This window comes from Streptomyces sp. XM83C (assembly GCF_023072675.1).
GTDB classification, from domain to species: domain Bacteria; phylum Actinomycetota; class Actinomycetes; order Streptomycetales; family Streptomycetaceae; genus Streptomyces; species Streptomyces thermocoprophilus.
This window is the reverse complement of record NZ_JALLGL010000080.1, coordinates 1-21,560: the sequence shown is the minus strand read 5'-3', so window position 1 is coordinate 21,560 and position 21,560 is coordinate 1. Positions and strand designations below refer to the sequence as shown.

Genomic DNA, 21,560 nt, shown 5'->3' with positions numbered 1-21,560 from the left:
ACCGTCCAGGCCGTCGCCGCCCTGCTGTCCCACCAGCAGACTGCGGACCTGACGTCGGCGCGGCAGATGTGAACACCGAGCCCCGCCGCCATCCTCGACGCCTCACCGCCTACCGTGCACGAGCTCGTTAGTGCCGCAACAGGCAACGTTCGCCCCGTCGCGACGCCCAGCACGCCTCCCCCGAGCTCTTCGAGCAGGGGGGACCCCCACTCGCCGCACCGGCCGAAAGCCCAAGCACATCCAGTACGAGGACTTCCGGCCGGCACACCGAGAGCACGCTCCCCCAAGCTCTCGGCTTCGCTCGAGCAGGGGGGGACCCCCATGACGCCGCTCCTTGACGGGCAAACGTTGCCTGCCGCGGCACTAGCGGCACGGCCAGGGCGGCGCCGGCGAAGGGTGCGAGGGCTGCCGCTGTGGTGGCTGGTGCTGCGAGGAGTCCGGAGAGGCGGCCGTAGTGGGTTGCGCCCCAGCGGTCGGTGATGGCGGTGGCCTGGAGCAGGGTGAGGTTGCCGCGGACCATGCCGGCCACGATCGCCACGGCGATGAGAAGGGCGTACGGGCCGGGTGCGGCGGCGAAGGCGGCGGTGGTCAGCCCGCCGAGCGCGATCAGGATCGTGGTGCGGGTCGTGGCGGTGGTGCGGCGGGCGAGGGCTGCGTACGTGGTGCGGCCAAGGGTCTGTCCGGCACCGCCGATGCCGAGGGCCCAGGCGGCCTGGCTGGTGGTGTACCCGCGCTCCAGCAGGAGCGGGACGAGGGCGACGACGACGGCGTACATCGCGAAAGCCGACAGGGTGAAGGCGGCGGAGAGCAGGAGGAACGGTCGGCTGCGCCCGACCTTGGCGGCGCCTGCGGCCGCGTGTGCAGGGGCGGTTGGGGCGTCGGGCCAGGGTGCGCGTAGGGCCAGGGCGTGGGCGGGGATGGTGACGGCGGCGAGGATGGCGGCGAGTACGAGGTAGGTGTGGCGCCAGGACAGGTGGTCGGCGAGGGCTGCGGTCAGGGGTGCGAAGACGGTGGAGGCGAGTCCGCCGGCGAGGGTGACGATGGTCAGGGCGCGGACGTGGTCGGGGGCCCACCAGCGGGTGAGGGCAGCGAACGCGGGCTGGTAGAAGATGGTCGCCATCGCAAGCCCGGCGAGCACCCAACCAGCGGTGAAAACTGCGAGGTTGGGGGCCGCAGCCACGATCAGCAGGCTGATGACGCCGAGCATGGAGCCGATGGTCATGACGGCGCGGGGGCCGCGTTGGTCGAGGATGCGGCCGACGCGGATTCCGGCGAGTGCAGAGACGACGAGCGCGAGGGAGAACGCCGCGGTGGTCGCCCCGGCCGGCCAGCCGGTCGCGGCGGTGATCTGGGGGTTGAGGACGGGGAACGCGTAGTAGACGATGCCCCAGCTCACGATCTGCGTGGCGCAGAGGGCGGGCAGGGCGGCGCGGGGCCGCGACCGGTCCCCTGTTCCGGTCGCGGCCCCACGCGCAGGGGCGCCCAGGCTGGTCACGAGCCGCAGCAGCCGCCCGCCGGTGCCTCCTCGGCAGCCGCCCCGACCGTGGCGGGGGTGCCGAGCTGGACGAGCTGCGGCGCGGGCGCGCAGCAGCCACCACCGTCGCCCTGAGCGGCGTCGGGGGCGTCGAACAGGCCGGCGCCGCCGCAGACTCCCGTCTCGGGCAGGGTGAGTTCCACGCGGTCGGCAGCGTCGAGGTCGCCGGCGATCGCGGCGGCGACGGAGCGGACCTGCTCGTAGCCGGTCATCGCGAGGAACGTCGGGGCGCGGCCGTAGGACTTCATCCCGACCAGGTACACGCCCTGCTCCGGGTGGGAGAGCTCGCGGTGGCCGTGCGGGTAGACAGTGCCGCAGGAGTGCTGGTTGGGGTCGATCAGCGGAGCCAGCGCGGTCGGGGCCTGGAGGCGCTCGTCGAGGCCGAGGCGCAGCTCGTCGAGGAAGGACAGGTCGGGGCGGAAGCCGGTCAGCACGATGACCTCGTCGACCGGGTCCAAGCGGCGCCCGTCCTCGCCGACCAGGACCAAGCAGCCGTCGGTGTCGCGCTCGATCGCCTCGGTGCGAAAGCCGGTGACCGCGTCCGCGTGGCCCTCGTCGACGGCGGCCTTCGCCGCCAGGCCCAGAGCGCCGCGCGCCGGCAGCTGGTCGGCTTCTCCGCCGCCGAAGGTGGAGCTGGAGATGCCACGGCGCAGGATCCACACGCCCTTCGTGCCCGCGCCGTCGTCGGCCTTGGCGAGGTCGGCGAGGTAGGCGAGAGCGGTGAAGGCGGAGGCGCCGGAGCCGATGACGGCGGTGCGCTTGCCCGTGTACCGGGCCCGGACGGCGGGGTCCTTCAGGTCCGGGACGCGGTAGGTGATCCGGTCCGCGGCGGCCTTCTCGCCGAGCGTGGGAAGTCCGCTGCCGCCGGCCGGGGACGGCGTGGACCAGGTGCCGGAGGCGTCGATGACGGCGCGGGCGAAGAGGCGCTCCTCATGGCCGTCGGTGTGGGCGATGTGCACGACGAACGGCTGGGCCTCGCGGTCGGCGTCCACGATCCGGTCCCGGCCGGTGCGGGAGACGCCGGTGACGCGCGCGCCGGTGCGGACGCGGTCGCCGAGTACGTCGGCGAGCTGCTGCAGGTAGAGGTCGGCCCAGTCGCCGCCGGAGGGGTAGGTGGCCGGGTCGGGCCTCGTCCATCCGGTGGGGGCCAGGAGCTTCTCGGCGGCGGGGTCGACGACCTCGCCCCAGGTGGAGAACAGGCGCACGTGCGCCCACTCGCGCACCGCGGCGCCAGCGGTAGGCCCGGCCTCCAGGACCAGGGGCTCGATGCCCTGGTCGATGAGGTGGGCGGCGGCGGCCAGGCCGGCGGGTCCGGCCCCGATCACGATGACGGGCAGCTCGGTGGTGGCGGGCGCGTTCACGGCGACTCCTTGCGTGTTTCGACATCTGTCGATGGCTTGCGCGGCCCGGCATGGCATCTATATTGATAGGCGTCAACATAGACATTCATCGAACCCAGGGGGATTCGCTGGTGGAGCACATCGACGTCACCGTCATCGGCGGCGGCCAGTCCGGCCTCGCCACCGCCCACGCGCTGCTGCGGCGCGGGCTGCGGCCGGTGGTGCTGGAAGCGTCCGACCGTGCGGCCGGGTCGTGGCCGCACTACTACGACAGCCTCACGCTCTTCTCGCCCGCCCGGTACAGCTCCCTGCCCGGGATGCCGTTCCCCGGCGCCGACCTCGACCGCTACCCCCACCGCGACGAGGTCGTCGCCTACCTCACCGCCTACGCCGACCGCCTGGACGCCGAGATCCGCACCGGCTGCCGCGCCACCGCGGTCCGCCGCACCGGCGACGGCTTCGCAGTGGAACTGGAGGGCGGCGGTCGGCTGTCCGCGCGAGCCGTCGTGGCGGCCTCCGGCACGTTCGGCCACCCGCACCAGCCCGCGCTACCGGGTCTGGAGGAGTTCACCGGCCAGGTGCTGCACGCCGCCGACTACCGCAGCCCGGCCCCCTTCTCCGGCCGCCGCGTGGTCGTGGTCGGGGCCGGGAACTCCGCCGTGCAGATCGCCGCCGAACTCGCCAAGAGCGCACGCGTCACGCTCGCCACCCGCGCCCCGGTGAAGTTCGCCGCCCAGCGCGTCCTCGGCCGCGACCTGCACTTCTGGACGGCCCGCACCGGCCTGGACACCGCACCCCTCGCCAGGTTCCTGTCGCGCCCGCCGACGCAGCCGGTCCTCGACGACGGCCGCTATCGGGCCGCCCTGGCCGCCGGACGGCCCGACCGGCGGCCGTTGTTCACCGGCGCCGACGGAATCAAGCTCGTCTGGCCGGACGGGCAGCGGGAGGAGGTCGACGCGATCGTTCTCGCCACCGGCTACCGGCCCGACCTGCCTTACCTCGCTCCCCTCCACGGCGCCCTGGACGGCGACGGGAACCCCCGACACCGAGAGGGCCTCGCCAATGGGATACCGGGCCTGGTATTTGTCGGGCTGGAATGGCAGCGCAGTCTGTCGTCGAACTCGCTGCGTGGCGTGGGCCGCGACGCGGACCGTGTCGCTCGACACCTCGCCGCCCGTCTCGCCCGCCAGTGACGGACCTCCCTGCACTGGTTCGACGTGTGTCAACATAGACGCATGTCGAATGCGAAGGTGCTGCCGCTGCTCGAAGCCGACGGTCAGGGTGTGGCGCCGTGCTGCCCGCCGCTGACCGAGCGCCCGATGACCGCTGAGGAGGCCGAGACCGCAGCGCGGATGTTCAAAGCCCTCGGTGACCCGGTGAGGCTGCGGCTGTTCTCCGCGGTGGCCTCGCACGAGGGCGGGGAGGCGTGCGTCTGCGACATCTCAGACGTCGGCGTCTCCCAGCCCACCGTCTCCCACCACCTGAAGAAGCTCAAGGAAGCCGGGCTGCTCACATCCGAGCGACGCGGCACCTGGGTGTACTACCGTGTCGAGCCGTCCGTGCTCGCCGCCATGGGCCAACTCCTGATCGGTGCATCGGCTGCGGCATGACTACACCCGGACGCCCGCCGAAGTGCCCAGGGTGGTTGCGGCGCTGGACAGTTGCCAAAAGCGGTAGTGGACGAGGCGGGCAGTTGCCATCCTGACGGGATGGAGGAAGCAGAAGACCGGTTGAGCCTGCCCCGGCCCCGCTGGGCGAATGCCGAGATCGCCGTCTGGGGCGGTGACAGCGAGGACGATCTCGCCCTTGCAGGCGGCTATCTGCGAGTGGCTGAGACCGCCGCCCGACACTGGGTCGCCCATGGCCCGGACGACCTGCTGCCCCTCCCAATCCTCTACAACTACCGGCACAGCATCGAGCTGTCGCTGAAGTGGCTGATCCGCAAGGCCGCCCAGTGCGCGCTGCGCGAGGGCTACACAGGAGAAGAAGACCTTAGCCCCGACCAGTTGGACAAGCGTCTGCGCACGCACAACATCAGAAGACTGGCGGACTGCCTCAACCGGTACCTGGCCCTGTTGGACCTGCCCAAGGTGGAACAGCGCATCGACCCGGAGTCCTGGAGTCAGCTGAGCTGGCTGGACAGCGAGGATGCGACGGGGGAGACCTACCGGTACGCCGTGGTCGGCCACGGCGCCGACCGGGCTCCCGCCCGGCCCGTGCAGCAGAACGTCAACTTCTATGAGCAGGTGAACGAGCTGCACAAGCTCGCGCACCTGCTGTGGGGCGGTTACTCGTCTCATCTCGGTGAGTACGAGAACTGGCAGATCGAGTACATGGAGGCCATGGACACGGCCGGCTACTGAAGCGGTGCGTGCCGTCGTTACGGTGTCGGCTTCTTGTGGCGGTTGAGGAGCTCGGTGAAGAAGTCGGAAATGAGCTGCGGGCTGTCGGGCCGGGTGAGTTCCCAGCCGCCGAAGCGGTAGATCTCATAGCCGGCCAGCCGCAGGCGGCGGTCCTCGGCGACCATCTCCGAGTACAGCTTGGGCGAGGCGGTGTAGGTGGTGCGGCCGTCCGGCCCGGTGGGGTTCTTGATGCCGTAGTGATGGGCGCCGTCGACCTCGATCACGATGCGGGAGCGGTCGGGGGCCAGCAGCAGGAAGTCCATCCGCTCGCGGTGCAGGGCCCCGCTGCGTCCGCCGCTCTTGCGGGTGTAGGGGTCGTAGTGCAGGTAGACCTGCGGAATGAGGGCGGGCAGGTCGAACCCGTTGGGTTCGGCGTAGCGGGCGCAGTACGTGCGCAGAACCGTCTGCTCCGGCAGGGAATCCAGTGAGCGGTACAGCCGCCTGTACAGCGCATCGGCGGCCTCTGGCTCCGCGGCGTCTGGCATGTGGTGCGTCTGCCACCAGGTGACCATCTGTCGCCAGGTCAGGCCCTGTAGCGGCAGCGGGTCCTTATACACGAGGCAGTTCTCGGCGTTCCGGACGATCTCCACCTCGTTGCTCACCGCGTCCCGCAACACGATCTGCGGCTTCGGGCCCACGGCCGCGAAGATGAGGTTCTTGAAAGTGCCACGGGGGCCGTTCTTGAAACGCTGCTCGTACTCGGCCTCCTGCAGGTCCTCCAAGGCCTGGCGGGTCGGCCCCAGCAGCTCTTCGATGCACTCGCGGCGCGCCTGCCATCCGCCGCCCCCGGACATGTCGTTCTTGCGCCAGTACTCGTAGAAGCCGCTGTGATGACGGAACGGCAGCTGCGGCGGCTCCAGGCCCAAGCGCTCAAGGACCGCCCGGTGCGCTTTGACGGCGAGGACGACTTCCTCGTCATTCATCCGTTCGTCGTGGCGTGTGCCCCTGGCGACAAAGTCCTCATGCAGCAGTCGGGTCAGGGCCACGGCTACGTCCAGGTCCGGGTGGGCCGGCAGGGGACCGAACCGCAGGGACTCCATCAGCTCGACATCCAGCTCCCACAGCTGGCACACCCATTCGCCCGGCCTGTGGTCAGGCCAGTCCGCGTGCTCATCGGGCCTGCCGCGGAAGAAGTCATCTGTCTGCATGCTCGCGCATCCCCCTGCCCCACAGCGCTGTCGGAAGGAATTGTCGCTGGTGTCACTGACAAACGGGAGCTGTACGCAACCGGTGAACAGGGTGGTGACAGCGAGGCGGCCGCTCCGGCGCCTACGTGAAAAGGCCGACGACCTCCCGGACGGCGTCCCGGGCGGTGCGGCCGACGCCGATGAGGGTGGCGGAGGCCGGGCCGGTCCAGTCGCCGTAGCCGAGCAGGTGCAGCCGCGGCTCGCCCAGGGCACGTGTGCCGTCAGTGGGGATGCGGCCGCGCGGCCCGCGCAAATCCAGCGGAGCGAGGTGAGGCAGGGCTGGACGGAAGCCGGTGCACCAGATGACCGCATCAGCGCCTATCCCGCTGCCGTCGGCCCACCGGACGCCGTCGGTGGTGAGGTGGGTGAACATGGGCCTCGCCTGCAGGCGTCCGGCGTCGCGGGCGGCGCGGACAGGCGGCACGGCCACGATGTCGCCGAGCGAAGCCACCCCGCCGGTGTCGTCGCGGCCGGCGTCGAGAGCGCGGCGGCGGGCGGTGGCGACATCGAACAGGGCGCGGCCGTCGATGTCGTCCGGAAGGAACCGCGGTGGGCGCGGGGTCACCCAGGTCACTTCGGCACGTCCGTCCAAGGTGAGATCGGCTGCGATCTGGGCGCCGGAGTTGCCACCGCCGACCACGATGACGCGCTGCCCGGCGAAGTCGGCAGGGGAGCGGTAGTTCACTGTGTGCAGCTGCCGCCCGGCGAAGACGGATCGGCCGGGGACGGCGGGGAGAAAGGGCCGCGACCACGTGCCGGTTGCGCTGATGACCGCCTGAGTCCGCCAGGTGCCGGAGTCCGCCTCGACCAGGAGCCTCTCGCCGTCGCGGCGTACGGCCTGCACAGGGGTGCCGCGCTGGACGGGCAGGTCGTAGCGCTTCTCGTAGTCGGTGAGGTAGTCCACCACGTGCCTGGCGTCCGGGTAGGACTCGCCGGGCTGGGCGGGCATGAGCCGTCCGGGCAGTGAGGAGTGCTCGGCCGGGGAGAACAGGTGCAGGGAGTCCCACATGTGCTGCCAGGACCCGCCCGGAGCCGCCCCCGCGTCCAGGATCACGAAGTCGAGGCCCTGGCGGCGCAGGTGGTAGCCGGCGGCGAGTCCTGCCTGGCCGCCGCCGACCACCACCACATCCGTGTGTTGCGTCACGGGGCCGTCGTCACCGCGCCCGGGGCGAACTTCCTTCGCCAGGCGAGCGCGACGTAGACCAGGCCGATCAGGACCGGGACTTCGATGAGCGGGCCGACGACGCCGGACAGGGCTTGGCCGGAGGTGACGCCGAAGGTGGCGATGGCGACCGCGATGGCCAGCTCGAAGTTGTTGCCCGCCGCGGTGAAGGCGAGGGTGGCGGTGCGGTCGTAGGCCAGGCCCAGGCCCTTGCCGAGCAGGAAGGTGCCGAAGAACATGACCGCGAAGTACACCAGCAGCGGCAGCGCGATCCGGGCGACATCCAGCGGCTGGGAGGTGATCGTCTTCCCCTGGAGGGCGAAGAGGATGACGATCGTGAACAGCAGCCCGTACAGCGCCCACGGGCCGATCTTCGGCAGGAACTTCGCCTCGTAGTCGGCGCGGCCCAGCTTCTGCTCGCCGATGCGGCGGGTCAGGAAGCCGGCCAGCAGCGGGATGCCGAGGAAGATGACGACGTTCAGCGCGATGTGCCAGACGGACACGTCCAGGCCCTGGCCGTCGCCGAGGTTCATCCAGCGCGGCAGCAGGTCGAGGTAGAACCAGCCCAGCAGGCCGAACGCGAGGACCTGGAAGACGCTGTTGAGGGCGACCAGGACAGCCGCGGCCTCGCGGTCGCCGCAGGCGAGGTCGTTCCAGATGATGACCATGGCGATGCAGCGGGCCAGGCCGACGATGATCAGGCCGGTGCGGTACTCGGGCAGGTCCGGCAGGAAGATCCACGCCAGGGCGAACATCACCGCGGGGCCGACGATCCAGTTGATGACCAGCGAGGAGACCATCAGCTTCTTGTCGCCGGTGACGCGGTCGAGCCGGTCGTAGCGGACCTTCGCCAGCACCGGGTACATCATCACGAGCAGGCCGAGCGCGATCGGCAGGGAGATTCCGCCGATCTCGATCTTCGCGAGCGCGTCGTTCATGCCCGGGATGATCCGGCCCAGGCCCAGGCCGACGGCCATGGCGAGCAGGATCCAGACCGCGAGGTAGCGGTCGAGGGTGGAGAGCTTCTTGACGATCGAGTCGTCCCCACCGCCAGTCGGAGCGGGGGCGGTGGTGGGCTCGGTGGAGGTCACGGGCAGGCCCTCTTGTTCTCGGCGGCGGTGCGGGCGGAGGCGGCGAGCTCGGCGAACTGCTCGGACAGGCCGGCCAGGACCTCGGGCTTGAGCTTGTAGTAGGTGAAGCGGCCGCACGGCTCGGTCTCCACGATCCCGGCCTCGCGCAGCACCTTCATGTGGTTGGACAGGTTGGTCTGCTTGGCTCCGGTCTCCTCGACCAGGTGCGTCGTGCACAGCGTCTCGCGCGCCAGCAGGGTCACGATCCGAAGGCGGAGCGGATCGCCCAGCACCCGGATCACATCAGGATCGACTGAAGTCAGCATGCACTGATACTGTCACATCATCGCCCGCTGATACCAGCGGGGCTGAAGTCATTGGCGGCTGGGTTCCGCCATGCGACGAGAGAGAACGATCACCATGGCCGACAAGCCGTCCGTCCTGTTCGTCTGTGTCCACAACGCCGGCCGCTCCCAGATGGCCGCCGCCTGGCTGACCCACCTGGCCGGCGACCGCGTCGAGGTCCGCTCCGCCGGCTCCAACCCCGGCGACCAGGTCAACCCGGCCGCCGTCGAGGCCATGGTCGAGGTCGGCATCGACATCTCCGCCGAGGTCCCGAAGATCCTCACTGTGGACGCGGTGAAGGAGTCGGACGTGTGCATCACCATGGGCTGCGGCGACACCTGCCCCGTCTTCCCCGGCAAGCGCTACCTCGACTGGAAGCTGGACGACCCGGCTGGCCAGGGCGTCGAGGCCGTCCGCCCGATCCGCGACGAGATCAAGACCCTGGTGGAGGGCCTGATCGCCGAGATCGCCCCGGCGAAGTCGGAGGCGACGGCGTGAGCGAGATACGCGAGGTTGTCATCATCGGCTCCGGCCCCGCCGGATACACCGCCGCGCTCTACACCGCCCGCGCCCAGCTGCAGCCCCTGCTGTTCAGTAGCTCCATCTTCGTCGGGGGCTCGCTCACCACGACCACCGAGGTGGAGAACTTCCCCGGCTTCCCCGACGGCGTCGACGGCCCGGTCCTGATGGAGAACATGCGGGCCCAGGCCGAGAAGTTCGGCGCCGAGATGATCGACGACGACATCGTCGAGGTCGACCTCACCGGCGACATCAAGCTCCTCACCGACTCCGCGGGCACCGTGCACCGTGCGAAGACGGTGATCATCGCCACCGGCTCCGGCTACCGCAAGCTCGGCCTGCCGAAGGAGGACGAGCTGTCCGGTCGCGGGGTGTCCTGGTGCGCGACCTGCGACGGATTCTTCTTCCGTGACCGCGACATCGTCGTGGTCGGCGGCGGCGACACCGCCATGGAGGAAGCCACCTTCCTCACCCGCTTCGCACGCTCGGTCACCGTCGTCCACCGCCGCTCCACGCTGCGGGCCTCAAAGGTCATGCAGGACCGGGCGTTCGCCGACGACAAGATCTCCTTCGCGTTCGACAGCGAGATCGCCGAGATCAAGGAGACGAACGGCATGCTCGATGGCGTCGTTCTGCGCGACGTCTTCACCGGCGCCACGCGCGACCTGGACGTGACGGGCCTGTTCATCGCGATCGGCCACGACCCCCGAACCGAGCTGTTCACCGGCCAGCTCGAGCTGGACAGCGAGGGCTACATCCAGGTGGCCGCCCCGTCGACGCGTACGAGCCTGCCCGGGGTGTTCGCGGCCGGCGACGTCGTGGACCACACCTACCGCCAGGCCATCACCGCTGCCGGAACAGGCGCGGCCGCGGCCCTGGACGCCGAGCGCTACCTCGCCGCCCGCGGCACGTCCGAGACAGAGCCGGAGCCCGCTGCCGTCCCGGCCTGATCGGTACTCGCAGGCGGGGTCGTCCGGAAGCTCCGGGCGGCCCCGCCGCTGTCGTTCCCGCCCCCGGACTCACCGGGGAAGCTGGGAGGTCTTCTCCGGGTGGGCCACGCCGACGTAGTGCATGGCGGTCTTCTCCGTGATGCCGAACAGGCGCATCAGCTTCAGCGGATCGCCGGTCTCGAATGCCTCGTTCAGGATCCGGTCCTGTCGTAGGCCGTCCAGCGTGAATCCCTTGGGCAGGTGCCGGTGCAGCATGGTCATGCTGACCGGCGGGTGGTCGGGGTCGAGTGCGGTGCGCTGGCTGACGAGCAGGTGGGGGTTGGTCGAGGCGGGCCAGCGGCGGTGGCGGTAGGTGAGCCACTCGGCGGCGAGGCCGTGGGTGAACTCCTCGATGTAGAGGGTGTGGCGCAGCAGGCCGCGGCGGGCTTCGAGGGTGCCGTGGGCGAGGTTGAGGTCGCAGGTGAGCAGCGTGGGCATCTCGTGGCCGGGCAGGGCGTGGACGGCGGTCAGGGCGACGATGAGCCGGCCGAGCGGGGTTGTGGCGCGGTCGAGGAGAGTGGCCAGGAGGTCCGAGGGCACGGACTTCGGGATGCCCTTGAGGTCGCCGACGGGGAGATTGCGGGTGGGGTCGCGGAAGATGACGCGTTCTTGGCGCAGGGCCTTGAACAGGTTGCGCAGGCTGATGGCGAGCTGGCGGCGGGCGCTCCCGGTGAGTTCGTCGACAGCGGTGGTGGCGTGGTCGCTGGTGATCTGCCGCAGTGTCGTGATGCCGCTGCGGGTCCAGGCGGTGAGGACCGGCTGGAGTGAGGTGAGGTAGCGGCGGATGCCGTCGTAGCTGCGGGCCTCATGTTCCCGCCGGCCCTGGCCGCGCAGGACCGTGACCCACAGACTCACCTCGTCGGCGACGGTCGGCGGCAGCGTGGCGATGGTGGCCTCGACCCATACCTGGTCCGCGTCTCGGTGCAGCTCGGGGTCCTCGACCAGCAGGCCCCGGGCGGCGAGGAACTGGCAGACCCGCTTGGCCGCGAGGTTGGGGTCGAGCAGAGCGAGGTCGTGGACGTCGCGCTCCTGGAAGGGGGTCTCGGCGCCGAGCCAGTACACCAGGATCGTCAGGGTGCGGATGTCCTTGCGGTAGGCGGGGTCCTGCCGGCCGCGGCGCAGCCGGTCCAGTTCCTCGGTCAGCGCACGGGCCTCGCTGGTCAACGGCAGGTCCCGGTAGCTGCGGCGGCGTAGGCGGGCCATGACCGGCGACCAGTTGCGCCGCATCCCGAAGAGCGGCTTCTGCCCGCGGGCGGCATGCAGGGCGGACACCGCCTCGTCCTCGCCTTCCGCCGGTGCGGGTTCGGCGACCGGGATCAACTGGGCCTGGCCGGGAACCCCGCGCGGAAGGTCGATGACCAGCTGGGTGGCCCGCACCGCGGTCAGGGCCGAGTCGTCCAGGTGCCGGTAGAGGCGACAGGTGCGGCACCGGTCGCCGCGCAGCGGCAGCTCGTCCCGCCGGCACCGGACGCACCGGCCCGCAGGGTGCAGCTCGCGCCAGTGACGGCACGGATCACAGCGCAAGCCCCGCTTGCCGGCGGCCATCCAGGCATCGCAGTCGCGGCATGATCGCGCCACGGACGGCGGCAACGGCGCCGGGGCGGTGATGTAGGTGGTGGTGGGCTGGTTGGTAGTGGAGAACCGCATAGGCTCTGGCGCCGGGTCGAGCAAGCCGGCCCGCAGCAGGACCAGGCGCACCGCGTCCCCATTGGACGGCAGATCCCGCAGCATCGGCTCCGGCAGCCGAACGGCGCCCTCGGCCTCCCGCACGGCCAGCGCGAGACGGACCATCTCGGCGATCTTGTGCTGCCAGCCCACGGACATGCCGTGCTCGGCTGCCATCGCCTCGATCACCGGGCGGCATTCCCCCCATCCGACTACCGGCCGACCGACGATTGCGCTGACCGTGGCGTCGGTCAATGCCCTGGGCACCGTGAACAGCGCAAGCTGGCCGCACATCTGCGCCTGCAACACTGGCGGCCCGGCCGGGGCAGCGCGCTGCTTCCGGAGCTTGATCCACCACCCCTGCCCTACCTTGAGCCCGTTCTTCGTTCGCCGGCGCAGCGGCCGGGCGTCCGCCGACCGGTCGCCGTACATCCCGCCGACGATGAGCTGGACCGGCCGCGGTCGCGCCTCCTCCAGACCCAGGGCCCACTCGGCGTCGTCCTCTGCCCGGATCGCCATCAGGCACGGCTTGCACAGCCCGTCCGTGTTCAGGTGCGCCTCGTGCTGGCACCGCGGGCACACCCCGACCTCGGGGTACCGCCTCGCCCAGGGCCGGCACCCGTCGCACACCCGGTTCCAGTGCACCACCAGCCATCCCAGACACACCGGGCAGCTCCGTGCCCGCCCCTCTCCACGCCCCACTGCCACCTGCCGGCCGTTCAGTTCGGCGGGAGCGAGCGCGGCCCGGCACCCCGACGGCTGCGCGGCACCGGCCGGAGCGGGCCCGCCGCCGGCTGCTCCTCGGCGCCGACCGCGCGCTGGCCGGACTCTGGCGCCGCCTGGGCGTCGGCGAGCGGCTCGGCCTGGAGAAGGTCGGCGACCGTGCAGTTCAGCGCGGCGCACATCTTGTCCAGGTCCTCCAGGCGCACGGTGACCGGGGTCCCGCCCCACAGCGCGGCCACCTTGCTCAGCGACGGGTTGAACCCCACCTGCTGGAAGGCGGCCAGCACCTCGGTCGGCCGCCACAGGTCCCGTTGCGCGGCCACCATCCGAAGGTTCCACTTCACCGTAGGTTCCCCTTGTCCATCACCAGTCGTTGAGCCGCCCGGGAGCTCGCGGTCAGGTTCGCGTGCTCAGGGTCGGCGTGAGCAGTCGCCATGTACCGAAGTGTCGTGGTTGCCCAGTCGTGTCCGAGGACCTTCTGCACTTCCCACAACGTCATCCCACGCTCGTAGTTGTGGGTCGCGCAGGCGTGACGCAGCAGGTGCGGGAAGAGGTCGGTGACCGGGCCGGTCAGGTAGTTCGCGGCCGCCGTGTGCAGCGCCTTGCGGAACGTGGACGGCACGATCGTCGGCGCGATCGGCAGGTTCAGCGAGGCGACGGCGGTCGGCTTGCGTTCCGAGGGCCACAGCGGCGCCCGCGGGTGTTCGATGTCGTCGCCGAACTCGCCGCGGATCTCCTCGATGTACCACCACAGCAGGGCCCGGCCCTCTTGGAACATGTACGCCTCGCGCGGCCGTGGCCCCGAGCCGTGGGCGCCCTTGCCCAGTACGACGAACCGGCCCCACTGCCCGTGCTCCCAGTGCAGGTCGCCCATGCACACGCCGCACAGCTCCGCGGCGCGGACGCCGGAGAGGTAGGCGACCTTGGTCATCACGTAGTCGCGGCAGGCGACCAGGTACTTCCGGGCGTTGGGCAGGTCCTCGCGCCACCGGCCTAGGAAGTCGCGCATCGCCGTCTGCGACGGCGGGATCCGCAGGCCGAAGTCCCCGCGGTGTCGGGGCCGGTTGAACGGGTCGATCGGCGACTCGACGGTGGCGCCGAAGCGCCGCATGATCTCGCCGGCGTATCGCTGCTCGAGGAACGCGAAGTACGCGTCGATCTTGTTGATCTTTCCGCGCAGCGTCGATGGTGCCCGCTTGCCCGGCCCGGCGAAGTAGCGGTCGACCTCACGCGGGGAAAGTTGCCACGGCACGGTGCCGTAGTACTCGCAGACCTCGACCACGGGCTTGAGCAGGCCGTCGAGTGTCGTCGGCGCCAGACCGGCCGCGTCCCGGGCCCACTGGTACTCCGAGAGCGTGTCGAGGAAGAAGCTCTCCTCGTCGACGGCGGACATGCGGGCCTGCCGGCGGCGCTGCAAGGTGACGACGTCCGCCAACCCCGATTCCACCGAGACCGCGGCCGGGTCCACCACCGCGCTGGCGTCCGCACTCGGACGCACCAGCGTCAGCACGCGACTTTCGGAATCTGACACGAACCAGGAAATTACAGGGGTTACTCGCAGAATCTGCGAGTTACTGCCGAGATCTCACACCAACGTGTGAACGTGGCCGACGGCGCGTCCTGCCTGCTGAAATGCAGCTTCGGAGGCCCAGGCAGGGGCAGGGGAACCCGCGCGTACTCCACTATGGAGGACTGAGCCGTCAGGCAGCATGGTCAGGCGCCGCGGTCGCGTCTTGCCCAGGTAATCCATCCCTTTGGCCTGGTAGATCGTCCCGTGATGGCCAGGAAAGATCACCTCGGGTCCGTGGGCGGTGAGGCGCGTCCTGGGCTCGGGGTCGCTGTGCGCGACGATCCCCCGGACGCCTCGGGCGGCCGCCAGTCGGAATACGCGCGCCTGCGCCCACGTCTCCGCGTTCGCCGGTACCTCGTCGAGCAGCACCAGCCGGTTCAACTCCAGCGACTCCTCGTACGGGACCAGCCGGTCGAACACTGAGGTGAGCACGGCGACCTGTGTCGGGATACCCAGGGTGAGCACCCCCACCAGTCGGCCTGCCGGCGGAGCGGCGACGTCGATGAGGCCGTAGGCGAAGCGGACGGCGGGCCTTATCTTCATCGTGATCTTTCCAACAGCCACATCAGCCACATGCATGCTGAACTGGCCAGATCATCGGTATCCAAGGGGTGTTCGGCATCACAGGCACGTTCGTCACGTCGTTCCGCGCAGAGCGGGCGACGCTGACCAAGGACAAGACAGGGTGGGTGATCGTCGGAACCGACGACTACGCCCTCCACCGTGAAGGCTCGCTGTTCCTCGCCGGACTGCGAGACGCCGGCCGGGCCTACAACACAGAGAGGACGTACGCCGGGCGGGCAGCGCTGTACCTGTCGTACTGCGCCTTCCACCGCCTGGAGTGGGCCCAGATCACCGTGTGGCAGCTCGCACGGTTCCTGCACTGGCTGGTGGAGGAACCGCTCCCATCGAGAGCCCGCGGCGGAGGCGGGCAGGAACGATTCCGCGACGAGAACACCGCGAATGCGATCGTGGGCACCGTCTGCGAGTTCCTGAGCTTCGGCGTTCGCATGCAGTGGGTCGACGCTGAACTCGCCGGGCAGCTGACCGAGCCCCGCTACCTGCGGTATCTACCGAAGGGCTTCAACCCAGGCGAGAACGACCAGCACCGCACGGTCCGCTCGCGAATACTCAAGCTCCGGGGCGTCGACTCGGGGATCGAGTGGCTAACGGTCGAGCAGATCGCCCGACTGATCGACGCGACCCGGCACGCGCGGGACCGCTTCCTGGTGCTCCTGCTGTGGTGCACCGGAATGAGGATCGGCGAGGCGCTCGGACTGCGCCGCGAGGACATGCACCTCCTGGCCGACTCGCAGGCGTTCGGCTGCCAGGTCAAGGGCCCCCACGTGCACGTACGGCGCCGCCTGAACAGCAACGGCGCGTGGGCGAAGTCGCGGAAGCCGCGCGCCATCCCGGTCACCAGCGAGCTCGGCATCTGCTACGCCGACTACCTCCACGAACGCTCGGCCGTCTCGCAGGCCGACTTCACCGAGCAGGTGCTGGTCAACCTCTTCCGCGAGCCATTCGGACAGGCGATGACGTACTCCGGCGTCAAGGGGCTCTTCGACCGACTCGCCCGGCGGGCGGACCTGATCGCCCGGCCCCACATGATCCGTCACAGCGCCGCCACCGAGTGGATCCGCCAAGGCAACGACCGGTCAGTGGTCTCCGACCTCCTCGGGCACATGTCCGAGTCGTCCATGGCCCCGTACGTCCACGTCGACGAGGGATCCCGACGGGCCGCGGTCGAGCGCGCGGACGCCCGACGCCGGGAGATGCCGCGATGACCATCGAACTGGCGGCCACCGTTGCCGAGTCTCGCGTCGTCACCCTGCCCGTAGACCGCGCAGGATGGAGGGCCTGGCTGATCGAGAACACTGAACCGGGGTGGCGGCCGGACGAATGGGATGCGGCGAATTGGCTGTTCACCGGCGATCCGGACAAGGACGAGACCGCGATATGGCGCTGCAACAGCGCCGGCTGCCACGTCGCCGTCCGCGCGACACGGCATCTGTGCCGGTCCTGCTACGAGCAGTTCCTTGAAAGCGGTCTGAGCCGCGAGGAGTTTGCCGAGGTCGGCCGCCGGGCGATGGTTCGCTCCCTGCCCGGCGAACGGCCGCCGTGCTCGGTCGAGCGTGACGGCGTGCGTTGCGCCCTGGAGGCCCAGTCGCGGGGCTCGTGCACCCCGCACTACGTGAAATGGCGCTACCACCTGAAGAGCGGCAAAACGGCACTGGCTCTGGACGCATGGCTCCAGTCCGAGGCCGAGCCGCTCCCGCCGGGCATACCGTGCCTGGTCGGGGCCTGTGCCGGCAGCGCCCATGGCCGGGTGCCGCTGTGCACGTACCACCGTGATCGCTGGCGCCGGCACCGGAACGAGACCGGCATGGAGGGCGCGATCCACGAGGGCCTGGTGGAGTGGGCTGCTGCTCAGCCGCCGTGGCTGACCGGCTTCCAGTTCTCGCTCGTCCCCCTGCCCGAGCTGGTACGCCGCGAGCTGCTCTTCGCCCTGGTGGAACGCGACAAGCAGCGCCCGACCCTCAGCCCGGTCGGGATGCGGCTGATGATCCGAGGACTCGATGGCGTCTCTTCCATCGCCGAGCTCACGGACAAGAGGCTCGGCGACCTCGGCTATCTCGACCGCAACTGCGAGGCCCACTGGAACGACGTCGTGCGCCTCGTGCGGGGAGCTTTCGACCGCTTCCGGGGCATCGACCCGCTGGACCGGCCCGTCTGGGAGCTCGGCGATCTCGGCCTGCGCTCACGCACCCGATCCGGTGTCCGCGTGTCCTCCCGCCGCCTGGACGTCACACAGATCCGACAGGAGTGGCTGCGCCGCCTTCTCGCCGATTGGGTCAAGGAGACCACCCCCGACAACGACGACTTCCGGCGCACCTTCGAGGGCTGCTTGTCGGCCTCGCGGGCCCTGTCTTCGCGGCCCGGCGGCGGGCATGACCCCGGCGCGCTGAAGGTCACGGACATGGACGCGGTCGTCGCCGCCATCCGTGACCGGAAACGCCAGGACGGCACCGCCACCCTCTCCTACGGGTCCCGCGCCGAGCTCCTCGCACACTTCTGCCAGCTGCTCGACTTCGGACGGCGCCTTCAGATCCTCGACCACGTCGCCTCCGTCTTCGCCCGCCACCCGCACCACAAGATCCCCTACGAGGACTCCGCCGAGGACATGGCCGGCAAGGCCATCCCGGAGTATGTCGTCGCTCAGCTCGACGCCCACGTCCACCTGATCGGCGAAGACTTCGCCTACGCGGACATGGCGCCCGACGTGGTCAAGGCCATGTTGCGCACCATTTACATCCTGCTGCGCGACACCGGCCGCCGCCCCTGGGAAGTGCGCTGGCTCCGGATGGACTGCCTCGAAGCACAGGACAAGCCCACCACTCCATGAGTCGTGAAGCCTCCTACGACGCCCGAGCCGCTGTTGGCGCTGTCCGAGAAAGTGCTGGCAGTGCCGCCAACGGTCGAGGACTGGTCAGAGCCGCTGGGAATGAAGCTGCTCTCGTACGCGGGTGTGCTGACGGCCGGGTTGTACTGGGTCTGGGAGCCGCCGACAGCGTTGGAGGTGGCCGCCTGGTTGGCGTAGTTGGTGCCGAGGGAGCCGGAGTTCGTGAACTGCTGGCCGAAGCTGGTCGCAGTGCCGCCCTGAAACTCGCTATCGGACGTGCTTGTGGTTCCGTCGGAGGTCCCCTGCTGGGTGCTGCGGCCCCAGCTCGTCGCGTCGTACGGGACATCGGTGTCAGCATGAGCCGCGTTCACTGCGACACCCATCAGGCCACTGGCCAGCAGCACCGCGCCGGCGACGGTTCGAGATCGCATCGACAACTCCTCGCAGAAGGTGATCTTCGGCCGGTCTAACGACCCTGCTGAGAACGGGTTCCTCGTTGGTATGTGCGTAGCCAGCCTGGGGCAGCAGAGGCCGCAAAGGCACAACTTCCGGCTCGAAGTCTGCGTTGATCAGGCGACCGGGGCGATCTCACGCCCCCGCCTGAATGGAAACGAGCCCATGCGTATCCACTTGCGGCACGTGGCAACTACAGCTCTGCTGCTGGCAGCTACGGCCGTGACCTCTACCGCTCATGCGGCCGATGTCGATGACCTCCTGGCCCTGAGCGGTAGCAGGTTGAACGGGCCCCTCGACCAGGTCGCGGGGGGAAAGCTTCGGCTGCCCGCCGCTCTCCCTGAGGAGTTCCTCAAGCAGAACGGCCTCGACATGGCACAGGCCCGGAAGAACGAGGCTTTGGGCGCGCAGCTCATCGGTCTGCTCAACACCCTGCCGAACCAACGGCCAATCGGCGTGCTCTAATCGGGCCCGCTGATAAACGGTGCAGGTCGTCGTCGAGCCGGTGGTGCAGCAGCAGGATCTCGGTGTGGGCGATGTCGGCCAGTTGGTGAAGCAAGGTGCGGATCGCCGAGTCGTCGCCGACGCACTCGGCCGCCACAATGTGCTCCACCAGCCGGGTGGCCTCGGCGGGTACGGCTGCCGGGCGGGGCCCAATTATGGCCGTCCCGCCCGGCAGCAGCGTGGAGTGCGGCTCGAACGGGGCTGATGGCCGTCACCGGTTCTATGCTCCTTCTCCAGCGCGTCACCTCCTCGGCACCGAGCGCTGCGTGGGGGGCTCGATGACAACGCCGAACCCGTACAGCCCGGTCTCCAGCGTCGTCAACGGTCGCCGCCGGGGCCCGCTTGAGGGCGAGCGCGGCGGCGCCGCGGGTGGTGGTCTCCTCGCGAGGCGTAGCGTGGTCATCGGCGTGGACAGCTCTATCTCGTCGGATGCCAGGCACGCGTCCGCCAGGGTGCGATCGACTCCCGCTCGACGTGGGCTCCGTCATCGGCGGTGAGCCGTGCGGCATAGGGGAGCAGCCGAGCCTGGTATTCATCTCGTCCGCCCGGTGCACGCGGTCGAGCTCGGCGGCGTGATCCACGACAAGTGCGGTGGAAGGCCACAAGGCGTCGGCCGGTCCCGTCACAGGCGGTGAGCCTCCGGGCGCGTGACGCGACAGGCCGCAAGACCCCGGTGACTCCATCAAGTCGGGCCCCGGGGATGTGGCAGATTCCCCGGGGCCCGTGGATCTCAACTGGTCAGCGCCACGTTTGTCGGACGTCGCGCTGGGCGCCAGGACCACCGTCGTGGTCCTGCCCGTCGCTGGCCCTGATTCAGGCGAACGCCTGTGGCGTGTACCAGAGCTTGTTGGCGCCACCGGCTCCGCGGTAGAAGGCGTGCAGCAGGCCGCGGTGGTCGGCCAGCGCGCTGGGCACGTGGACGCTGCCGCCCAGGGACTGGAAGGCGCTGTAGGTGTCGGCGTTCTCACCCGTCTGGGCGGCGACCCACAGGGCCTGGTCGGTGCCGACGACGAACACGTTGAGCCGGCCGTCCTGGCCGAGCGCGGCGGTGGGGCGGTGCTTGATGCCGCCGCCCAGGGTGACGGAGGTGTCGAAGGACTGGTAGTCGATGCCCTGCCCGACCCGCCACGCGGCGCCGTCGGAGCCGCGGTAGAAGATCTGCACCCGGCCCGCGGCGTCGACCGCGGCCGTCGGCCAGTCGGTCACGCCGGTCGTCTGCTCCTGGAAGGAGGTGAAGTCGGCGGAGTTCTCCGACTTCTGCTGCGCCGTCCACAGCCCGTCGTCGCTCCCCCGCACCGCGACGACAATCCGCCCGGAGCCGTCCAGGGCGATGGCCGGCTGCTCCTTGATGCTGCCGTTGATCGAGGCGGGGGCGAAGTACTGCTCGTAGAAGATGCCCTGGTTGCGGGTGTACCAGACGGCGTCATCGGTGCCGCGGTAGAAGGCGTGCAGGCGTCCGTCGGCGCCGCGGACGGCGACCGGGTCACCGGCGGCGTTGGTGGCCAGCTGCCTCGGCGCGGCGAAGCCGCTGTTGAGGGTCTTCTGGTCGATGACCTCCAGCTTGCCGTCCGGGGTGCGGTAGAACACGCGGATCTTGCCGTCCCGGCCCAGGACCGGCGCGGGGACGCCGGCGATGACGGCACCGGCGTGCTTGGTCCACTCACCCCAGTCGTAGGCACGGGTCTGCCAGCGGCTCCACAGCCCGCCGTCCGAGCCGCGCGCGAAGACCTCCAGGCGGTTGTCGGCGTTCAGCACCGGCACCGGCTCGCTCGACAGCGTGCCTTGCAGGTCGACACCCTTGGCCCACACGGTGCCCACAGTCGTGGATACAGCCACACGAACTCCCTCGGTTCACGCCGCCGGCCACGGACACGCACTGATGGGGCCGGTCCGGGCCGGACGGCACTGACAACGAGCGACAGCAAAGCGGAACCGAGTGACTACTGAAAGCGACTGCCATGGGGTTCTGGTCAACCGTAGGCAGCTCGTTTACGCGGCATATCCACCGGGCAATCCACGGCGTGTCGCCACGCATCGCCCCGGCAGGCTCACCCGCAGGTACGTCAGCTTGTCTCCACATGTTTGTCGGCCTGCCCGGCGAATGGCCGAATCGGCCGCCGATCGGCCCGCGGACCACCACCCACCAGGGTGAATCGTCGCAGGCAGAGGTTGACGCCACCGCCCCGACGCCGGTCGGGGGCGGTGTCGTGCGCCGTCTCGCGTGCCCTTCGCTGCCGTCGTGGCGCCGGCGGGAAGGGTTCAGCTGGTGGGCGGCGGCTGGACGAAGACGACGGAGTCAGGCAAGGTCCGGGGCTGAGCGCTGGGTGCGCCGTCCTGCGCAGGAGCCTGGGTGACGAACGAGATGACCGGGGCGATGCGGGCATAAGACGTCGTTTCTGATGGCGTGATCGCTCGTTGGGCCGTGCATGACGGATCTGGTGGAGCGGTTGGTGCCGGACGAGTTGTGGGTGCTGTTTCGGCGGGTGGTGCCGCCGACGGAGGTCATACGCCCGCAGGGCGGCGGGCGACGTCGGGCCGGTGACCGTGAATGCCTGGCGGCGATCATTTTCGTGGCCACCTCGGGCTGCACGTGGCGGCAGTTGCCACCGGTGTTCGGGCCGGCCTGGCCCACGGTCTACCGGCGCTTCGCCCAGTGGAGCCGGGACCGAGTCTGGGCCAGGCTGCACCGCGTCA

At 70.1% G+C, this 21,560-nt stretch carries 20 protein-coding genes and 1 pseudogene; 10 read left to right on the top strand and 11 right to left on the bottom strand.

Going from position 1 to position 21,560, the window contains the following annotated elements:
• Window positions 1–127: 127 nt before the first annotated feature.
• Window positions 128–1,351: pseudogene (locus tag MTQ10_RS11950) on the bottom strand (MFS transporter); the annotation flags it as partial.
• A gap of 140 nt (window positions 1,352–1,491) precedes the next feature.
• Window positions 1,492–2,895, bottom strand: a complete 1,404-nt coding sequence (locus MTQ10_RS11945) for an NAD(P)-binding domain-containing protein (RefSeq protein WP_247465861.1) — start codon at window positions 2,893–2,895, stop codon at window positions 1,492–1,494.
• Window positions 2,896–3,005: 110 nt separating this feature from the next.
• Here MTQ10_RS11945 and MTQ10_RS11940 point away from each other — a divergent pair, with 110 nt between their 5' ends.
• The 3 genes from MTQ10_RS11940 (at window position 3,006) to MTQ10_RS11930 (ending at window position 5,237) form a co-directional block, all read left to right on the top strand.
• Window positions 3,006–4,067, top strand: a complete 1,062-nt coding sequence (locus MTQ10_RS11940) for a flavin-containing monooxygenase (RefSeq protein WP_247465859.1) — start codon at window positions 3,006–3,008, stop codon at window positions 4,065–4,067.
• Window positions 4,068–4,109: 42 nt separating this feature from the next.
• A complete protein-coding gene (locus MTQ10_RS11935) occupies window positions 4,110–4,484 on the top strand; it encodes an ArsR/SmtB family transcription factor (RefSeq protein WP_247465856.1) in 375 nt (124 codons plus the stop codon).
• Window positions 4,485–4,700: 216 nt separating this feature from the next.
• On the top strand, window positions 4,701–5,237 hold the full coding sequence (locus MTQ10_RS11930; protein WP_247465852.1) for a hypothetical protein: 537 nt from the start codon (window positions 4,701–4,703) through the stop codon (window positions 5,235–5,237).
• A gap of 17 nt (window positions 5,238–5,254) precedes the next feature.
• On the opposite strand, the gene MTQ10_RS11925 is transcribed toward MTQ10_RS11930, so the two are convergent.
• The 4 genes from MTQ10_RS11925 to MTQ10_RS11910 all read right to left on the bottom strand — a co-directional run bounded on the left by MTQ10_RS11925 (window position 5,255) and on the right by MTQ10_RS11910 (window position 9,021).
• Window positions 5,255–6,424 (bottom strand): hypothetical protein, encoded by a 1,170-nt coding sequence (locus MTQ10_RS11925; protein WP_247465849.1) that lies wholly within the window; start codon window positions 6,422–6,424, stop codon window positions 5,255–5,257.
• 121 nt (window positions 6,425–6,545) lie between these two features.
• Window positions 6,546–7,607 carry an ArsO family NAD(P)H-dependent flavin-containing monooxygenase gene (locus MTQ10_RS11920; protein ID WP_247465846.1) on the bottom strand — a complete coding sequence of 354 codons (1,062 nt, stop codon included), beginning with the start codon at window positions 7,605–7,607 and terminating at the stop codon, window positions 6,546–6,548.
• On the bottom strand, window positions 7,604–8,716 hold the full coding sequence (gene arsB / locus MTQ10_RS11915) for an ACR3 family arsenite efflux transporter (protein WP_247465843.1): 1,113 nt from the start codon (window positions 8,714–8,716) through the stop codon (window positions 7,604–7,606). The genes MTQ10_RS11920 and arsB overlap by 4 nt, the downstream gene beginning before the upstream one ends.
• The gene (locus MTQ10_RS11910) at window positions 8,713–9,021 is read right to left on the bottom strand and encodes an ArsR/SmtB family transcription factor (RefSeq protein ID WP_125504850.1); all 309 of its coding nucleotides are present in this window, start codon (window positions 9,019–9,021) and stop codon (window positions 8,713–8,715) included. The genes arsB and MTQ10_RS11910 overlap by 4 nt, the downstream gene beginning before the upstream one ends.
• A gap of 94 nt (window positions 9,022–9,115) precedes the next feature.
• Here MTQ10_RS11910 and MTQ10_RS11905 point away from each other — a divergent pair, with 94 nt between their 5' ends.
• Window positions 9,116–9,538, top strand: coding sequence for an arsenate reductase ArsC (locus tag MTQ10_RS11905; RefSeq protein WP_247465869.1), 423 nt, complete (start codon window positions 9,116–9,118; stop codon window positions 9,536–9,538).
• On the top strand, window positions 9,535–10,509 hold the full coding sequence (gene trxB, locus MTQ10_RS11900) for a thioredoxin-disulfide reductase (protein ID WP_247465841.1): 975 nt from the start codon (window positions 9,535–9,537) through the stop codon (window positions 10,507–10,509). The genes MTQ10_RS11905 and trxB overlap by 4 nt, the downstream gene beginning before the upstream one ends.
• Window positions 10,510–10,578: 69 nt before the next feature.
• Here trxB and MTQ10_RS11895 read toward each other — a convergent pair whose 3' ends face one another.
• The 4 genes from MTQ10_RS11895 to MTQ10_RS11880 all read right to left on the bottom strand — a co-directional run bounded on the left by MTQ10_RS11895 (window position 10,579) and on the right by MTQ10_RS11880 (window position 15,070).
• Complete coding sequence (locus tag MTQ10_RS11895) at window positions 10,579–12,732, bottom strand: hypothetical protein (RefSeq protein ID WP_247465839.1); 2,154 nt, start codon at window positions 12,730–12,732, stop codon at window positions 10,579–10,581.
• A 200-nt stretch (window positions 12,733–12,932) separates the two neighbouring features.
• Window positions 12,933–13,280 (bottom strand): helix-turn-helix domain-containing protein, encoded by a 348-nt coding sequence (locus MTQ10_RS11890; RefSeq protein WP_190044146.1) that lies wholly within the window; start codon window positions 13,278–13,280, stop codon window positions 12,933–12,935.
• Window positions 13,277–14,404 carry a tyrosine-type recombinase/integrase gene (locus MTQ10_RS11885; protein ID WP_247465866.1) on the bottom strand — a complete coding sequence of 376 codons (1,128 nt, stop codon included), beginning with the start codon at window positions 14,402–14,404 and terminating at the stop codon, window positions 13,277–13,279. Before MTQ10_RS11885 ends, MTQ10_RS11890 begins: the two co-directional genes overlap by 4 nt.
• A gap of 117 nt (window positions 14,405–14,521) precedes the next feature.
• On the bottom strand, window positions 14,522–15,070 hold the full coding sequence (locus tag MTQ10_RS11880; protein ID WP_247465837.1) for a Mom family adenine methylcarbamoylation protein: 549 nt from the start codon (window positions 15,068–15,070) through the stop codon (window positions 14,522–14,524).
• Window positions 15,071–15,117: 47 nt separating this feature from the next.
• Between MTQ10_RS11880 and MTQ10_RS11875 the strand changes: the two genes are divergently transcribed.
• The 4 genes from MTQ10_RS11875 to MTQ10_RS11860 all read left to right on the top strand — a co-directional run bounded on the left by MTQ10_RS11875 (window position 15,118) and on the right by MTQ10_RS11860 (window position 19,071).
• Window positions 15,118–16,293 (top strand): tyrosine-type recombinase/integrase, encoded by a 1,176-nt coding sequence (locus MTQ10_RS11875; protein WP_247465835.1) that lies wholly within the window; start codon window positions 15,118–15,120, stop codon window positions 16,291–16,293.
• On the top strand, window positions 16,290–17,912 hold the full coding sequence (locus tag MTQ10_RS11870) for a hypothetical protein (RefSeq protein WP_247465834.1): 1,623 nt from the start codon (window positions 16,290–16,292) through the stop codon (window positions 17,910–17,912). Before MTQ10_RS11875 ends, MTQ10_RS11870 begins: the two co-directional genes overlap by 4 nt.
• Before the next feature lie 615 nt (window positions 17,913–18,527).
• Window positions 18,528–18,827 carry a hypothetical protein gene (locus MTQ10_RS11865; protein WP_247465832.1) on the top strand — a complete coding sequence of 100 codons (300 nt, stop codon included), beginning with the start codon at window positions 18,528–18,530 and terminating at the stop codon, window positions 18,825–18,827.
• A gap of 19 nt (window positions 18,828–18,846) precedes the next feature.
• Window positions 18,847–19,071 carry a hypothetical protein gene (locus tag MTQ10_RS11860; RefSeq protein ID WP_247465830.1) on the top strand — a complete coding sequence of 75 codons (225 nt, stop codon included), beginning with the start codon at window positions 18,847–18,849 and terminating at the stop codon, window positions 19,069–19,071.
• Between the two features lie 608 nt (window positions 19,072–19,679).
• On the opposite strand, the gene MTQ10_RS11855 is transcribed toward MTQ10_RS11860, so the two are convergent.
• Window positions 19,680–20,702 carry a hypothetical protein gene (locus tag MTQ10_RS11855; protein ID WP_247465828.1) on the bottom strand — a complete coding sequence of 341 codons (1,023 nt, stop codon included), beginning with the start codon at window positions 20,700–20,702 and terminating at the stop codon, window positions 19,680–19,682.
• Between the two features lie 590 nt (window positions 20,703–21,292).
• On the opposite strand from MTQ10_RS11855, the gene MTQ10_RS11850 reads away from it, so the two are divergent.
• The coding region (locus MTQ10_RS11850) for a transposase (RefSeq protein ID WP_247465825.1) at window positions 21,293–21,560 on the top strand (268 nt) is incomplete at its 3' end.

Excerpts from the sequence above, each read along its gene's own strand:
- MTQ10_RS11925 (WP_247465849.1), bottom strand. The coding sequence starts at position 6,424 with ATGCAGACAGATGACTTCTTCCGCGGCAGGCCCGATGAGCACGCGGAC.
- MTQ10_RS11895 (WP_247465839.1), bottom strand. The coding sequence starts at position 12,732 with ATGGCGATCCGGGCAGAGGACGACGCCGAGTGGGCCCTGGGTCTGGAG.
- MTQ10_RS11910 (WP_125504850.1), bottom strand. The coding sequence starts at position 9,021 with ATGCTGACTTCAGTCGATCCTGATGTGATCCGGGTGCTGGGCGATCCG.
- MTQ10_RS11865 (WP_247465832.1), top strand. The coding sequence starts at position 18,528 with ATGCGTATCCACTTGCGGCACGTGGCAACTACAGCTCTGCTGCTGGCA.
- MTQ10_RS11870 (WP_247465834.1), top strand. The coding sequence starts at position 16,290 with ATGACCATCGAACTGGCGGCCACCGTTGCCGAGTCTCGCGTCGTCACC.
- MTQ10_RS11905 (WP_247465869.1), top strand. The coding sequence starts at position 9,116 with ATGGCCGACAAGCCGTCCGTCCTGTTCGTCTGTGTCCACAACGCCGGC.
- MTQ10_RS11935 (WP_247465856.1), top strand. The coding sequence starts at position 4,110 with ATGTCGAATGCGAAGGTGCTGCCGCTGCTCGAAGCCGACGGTCAGGGT.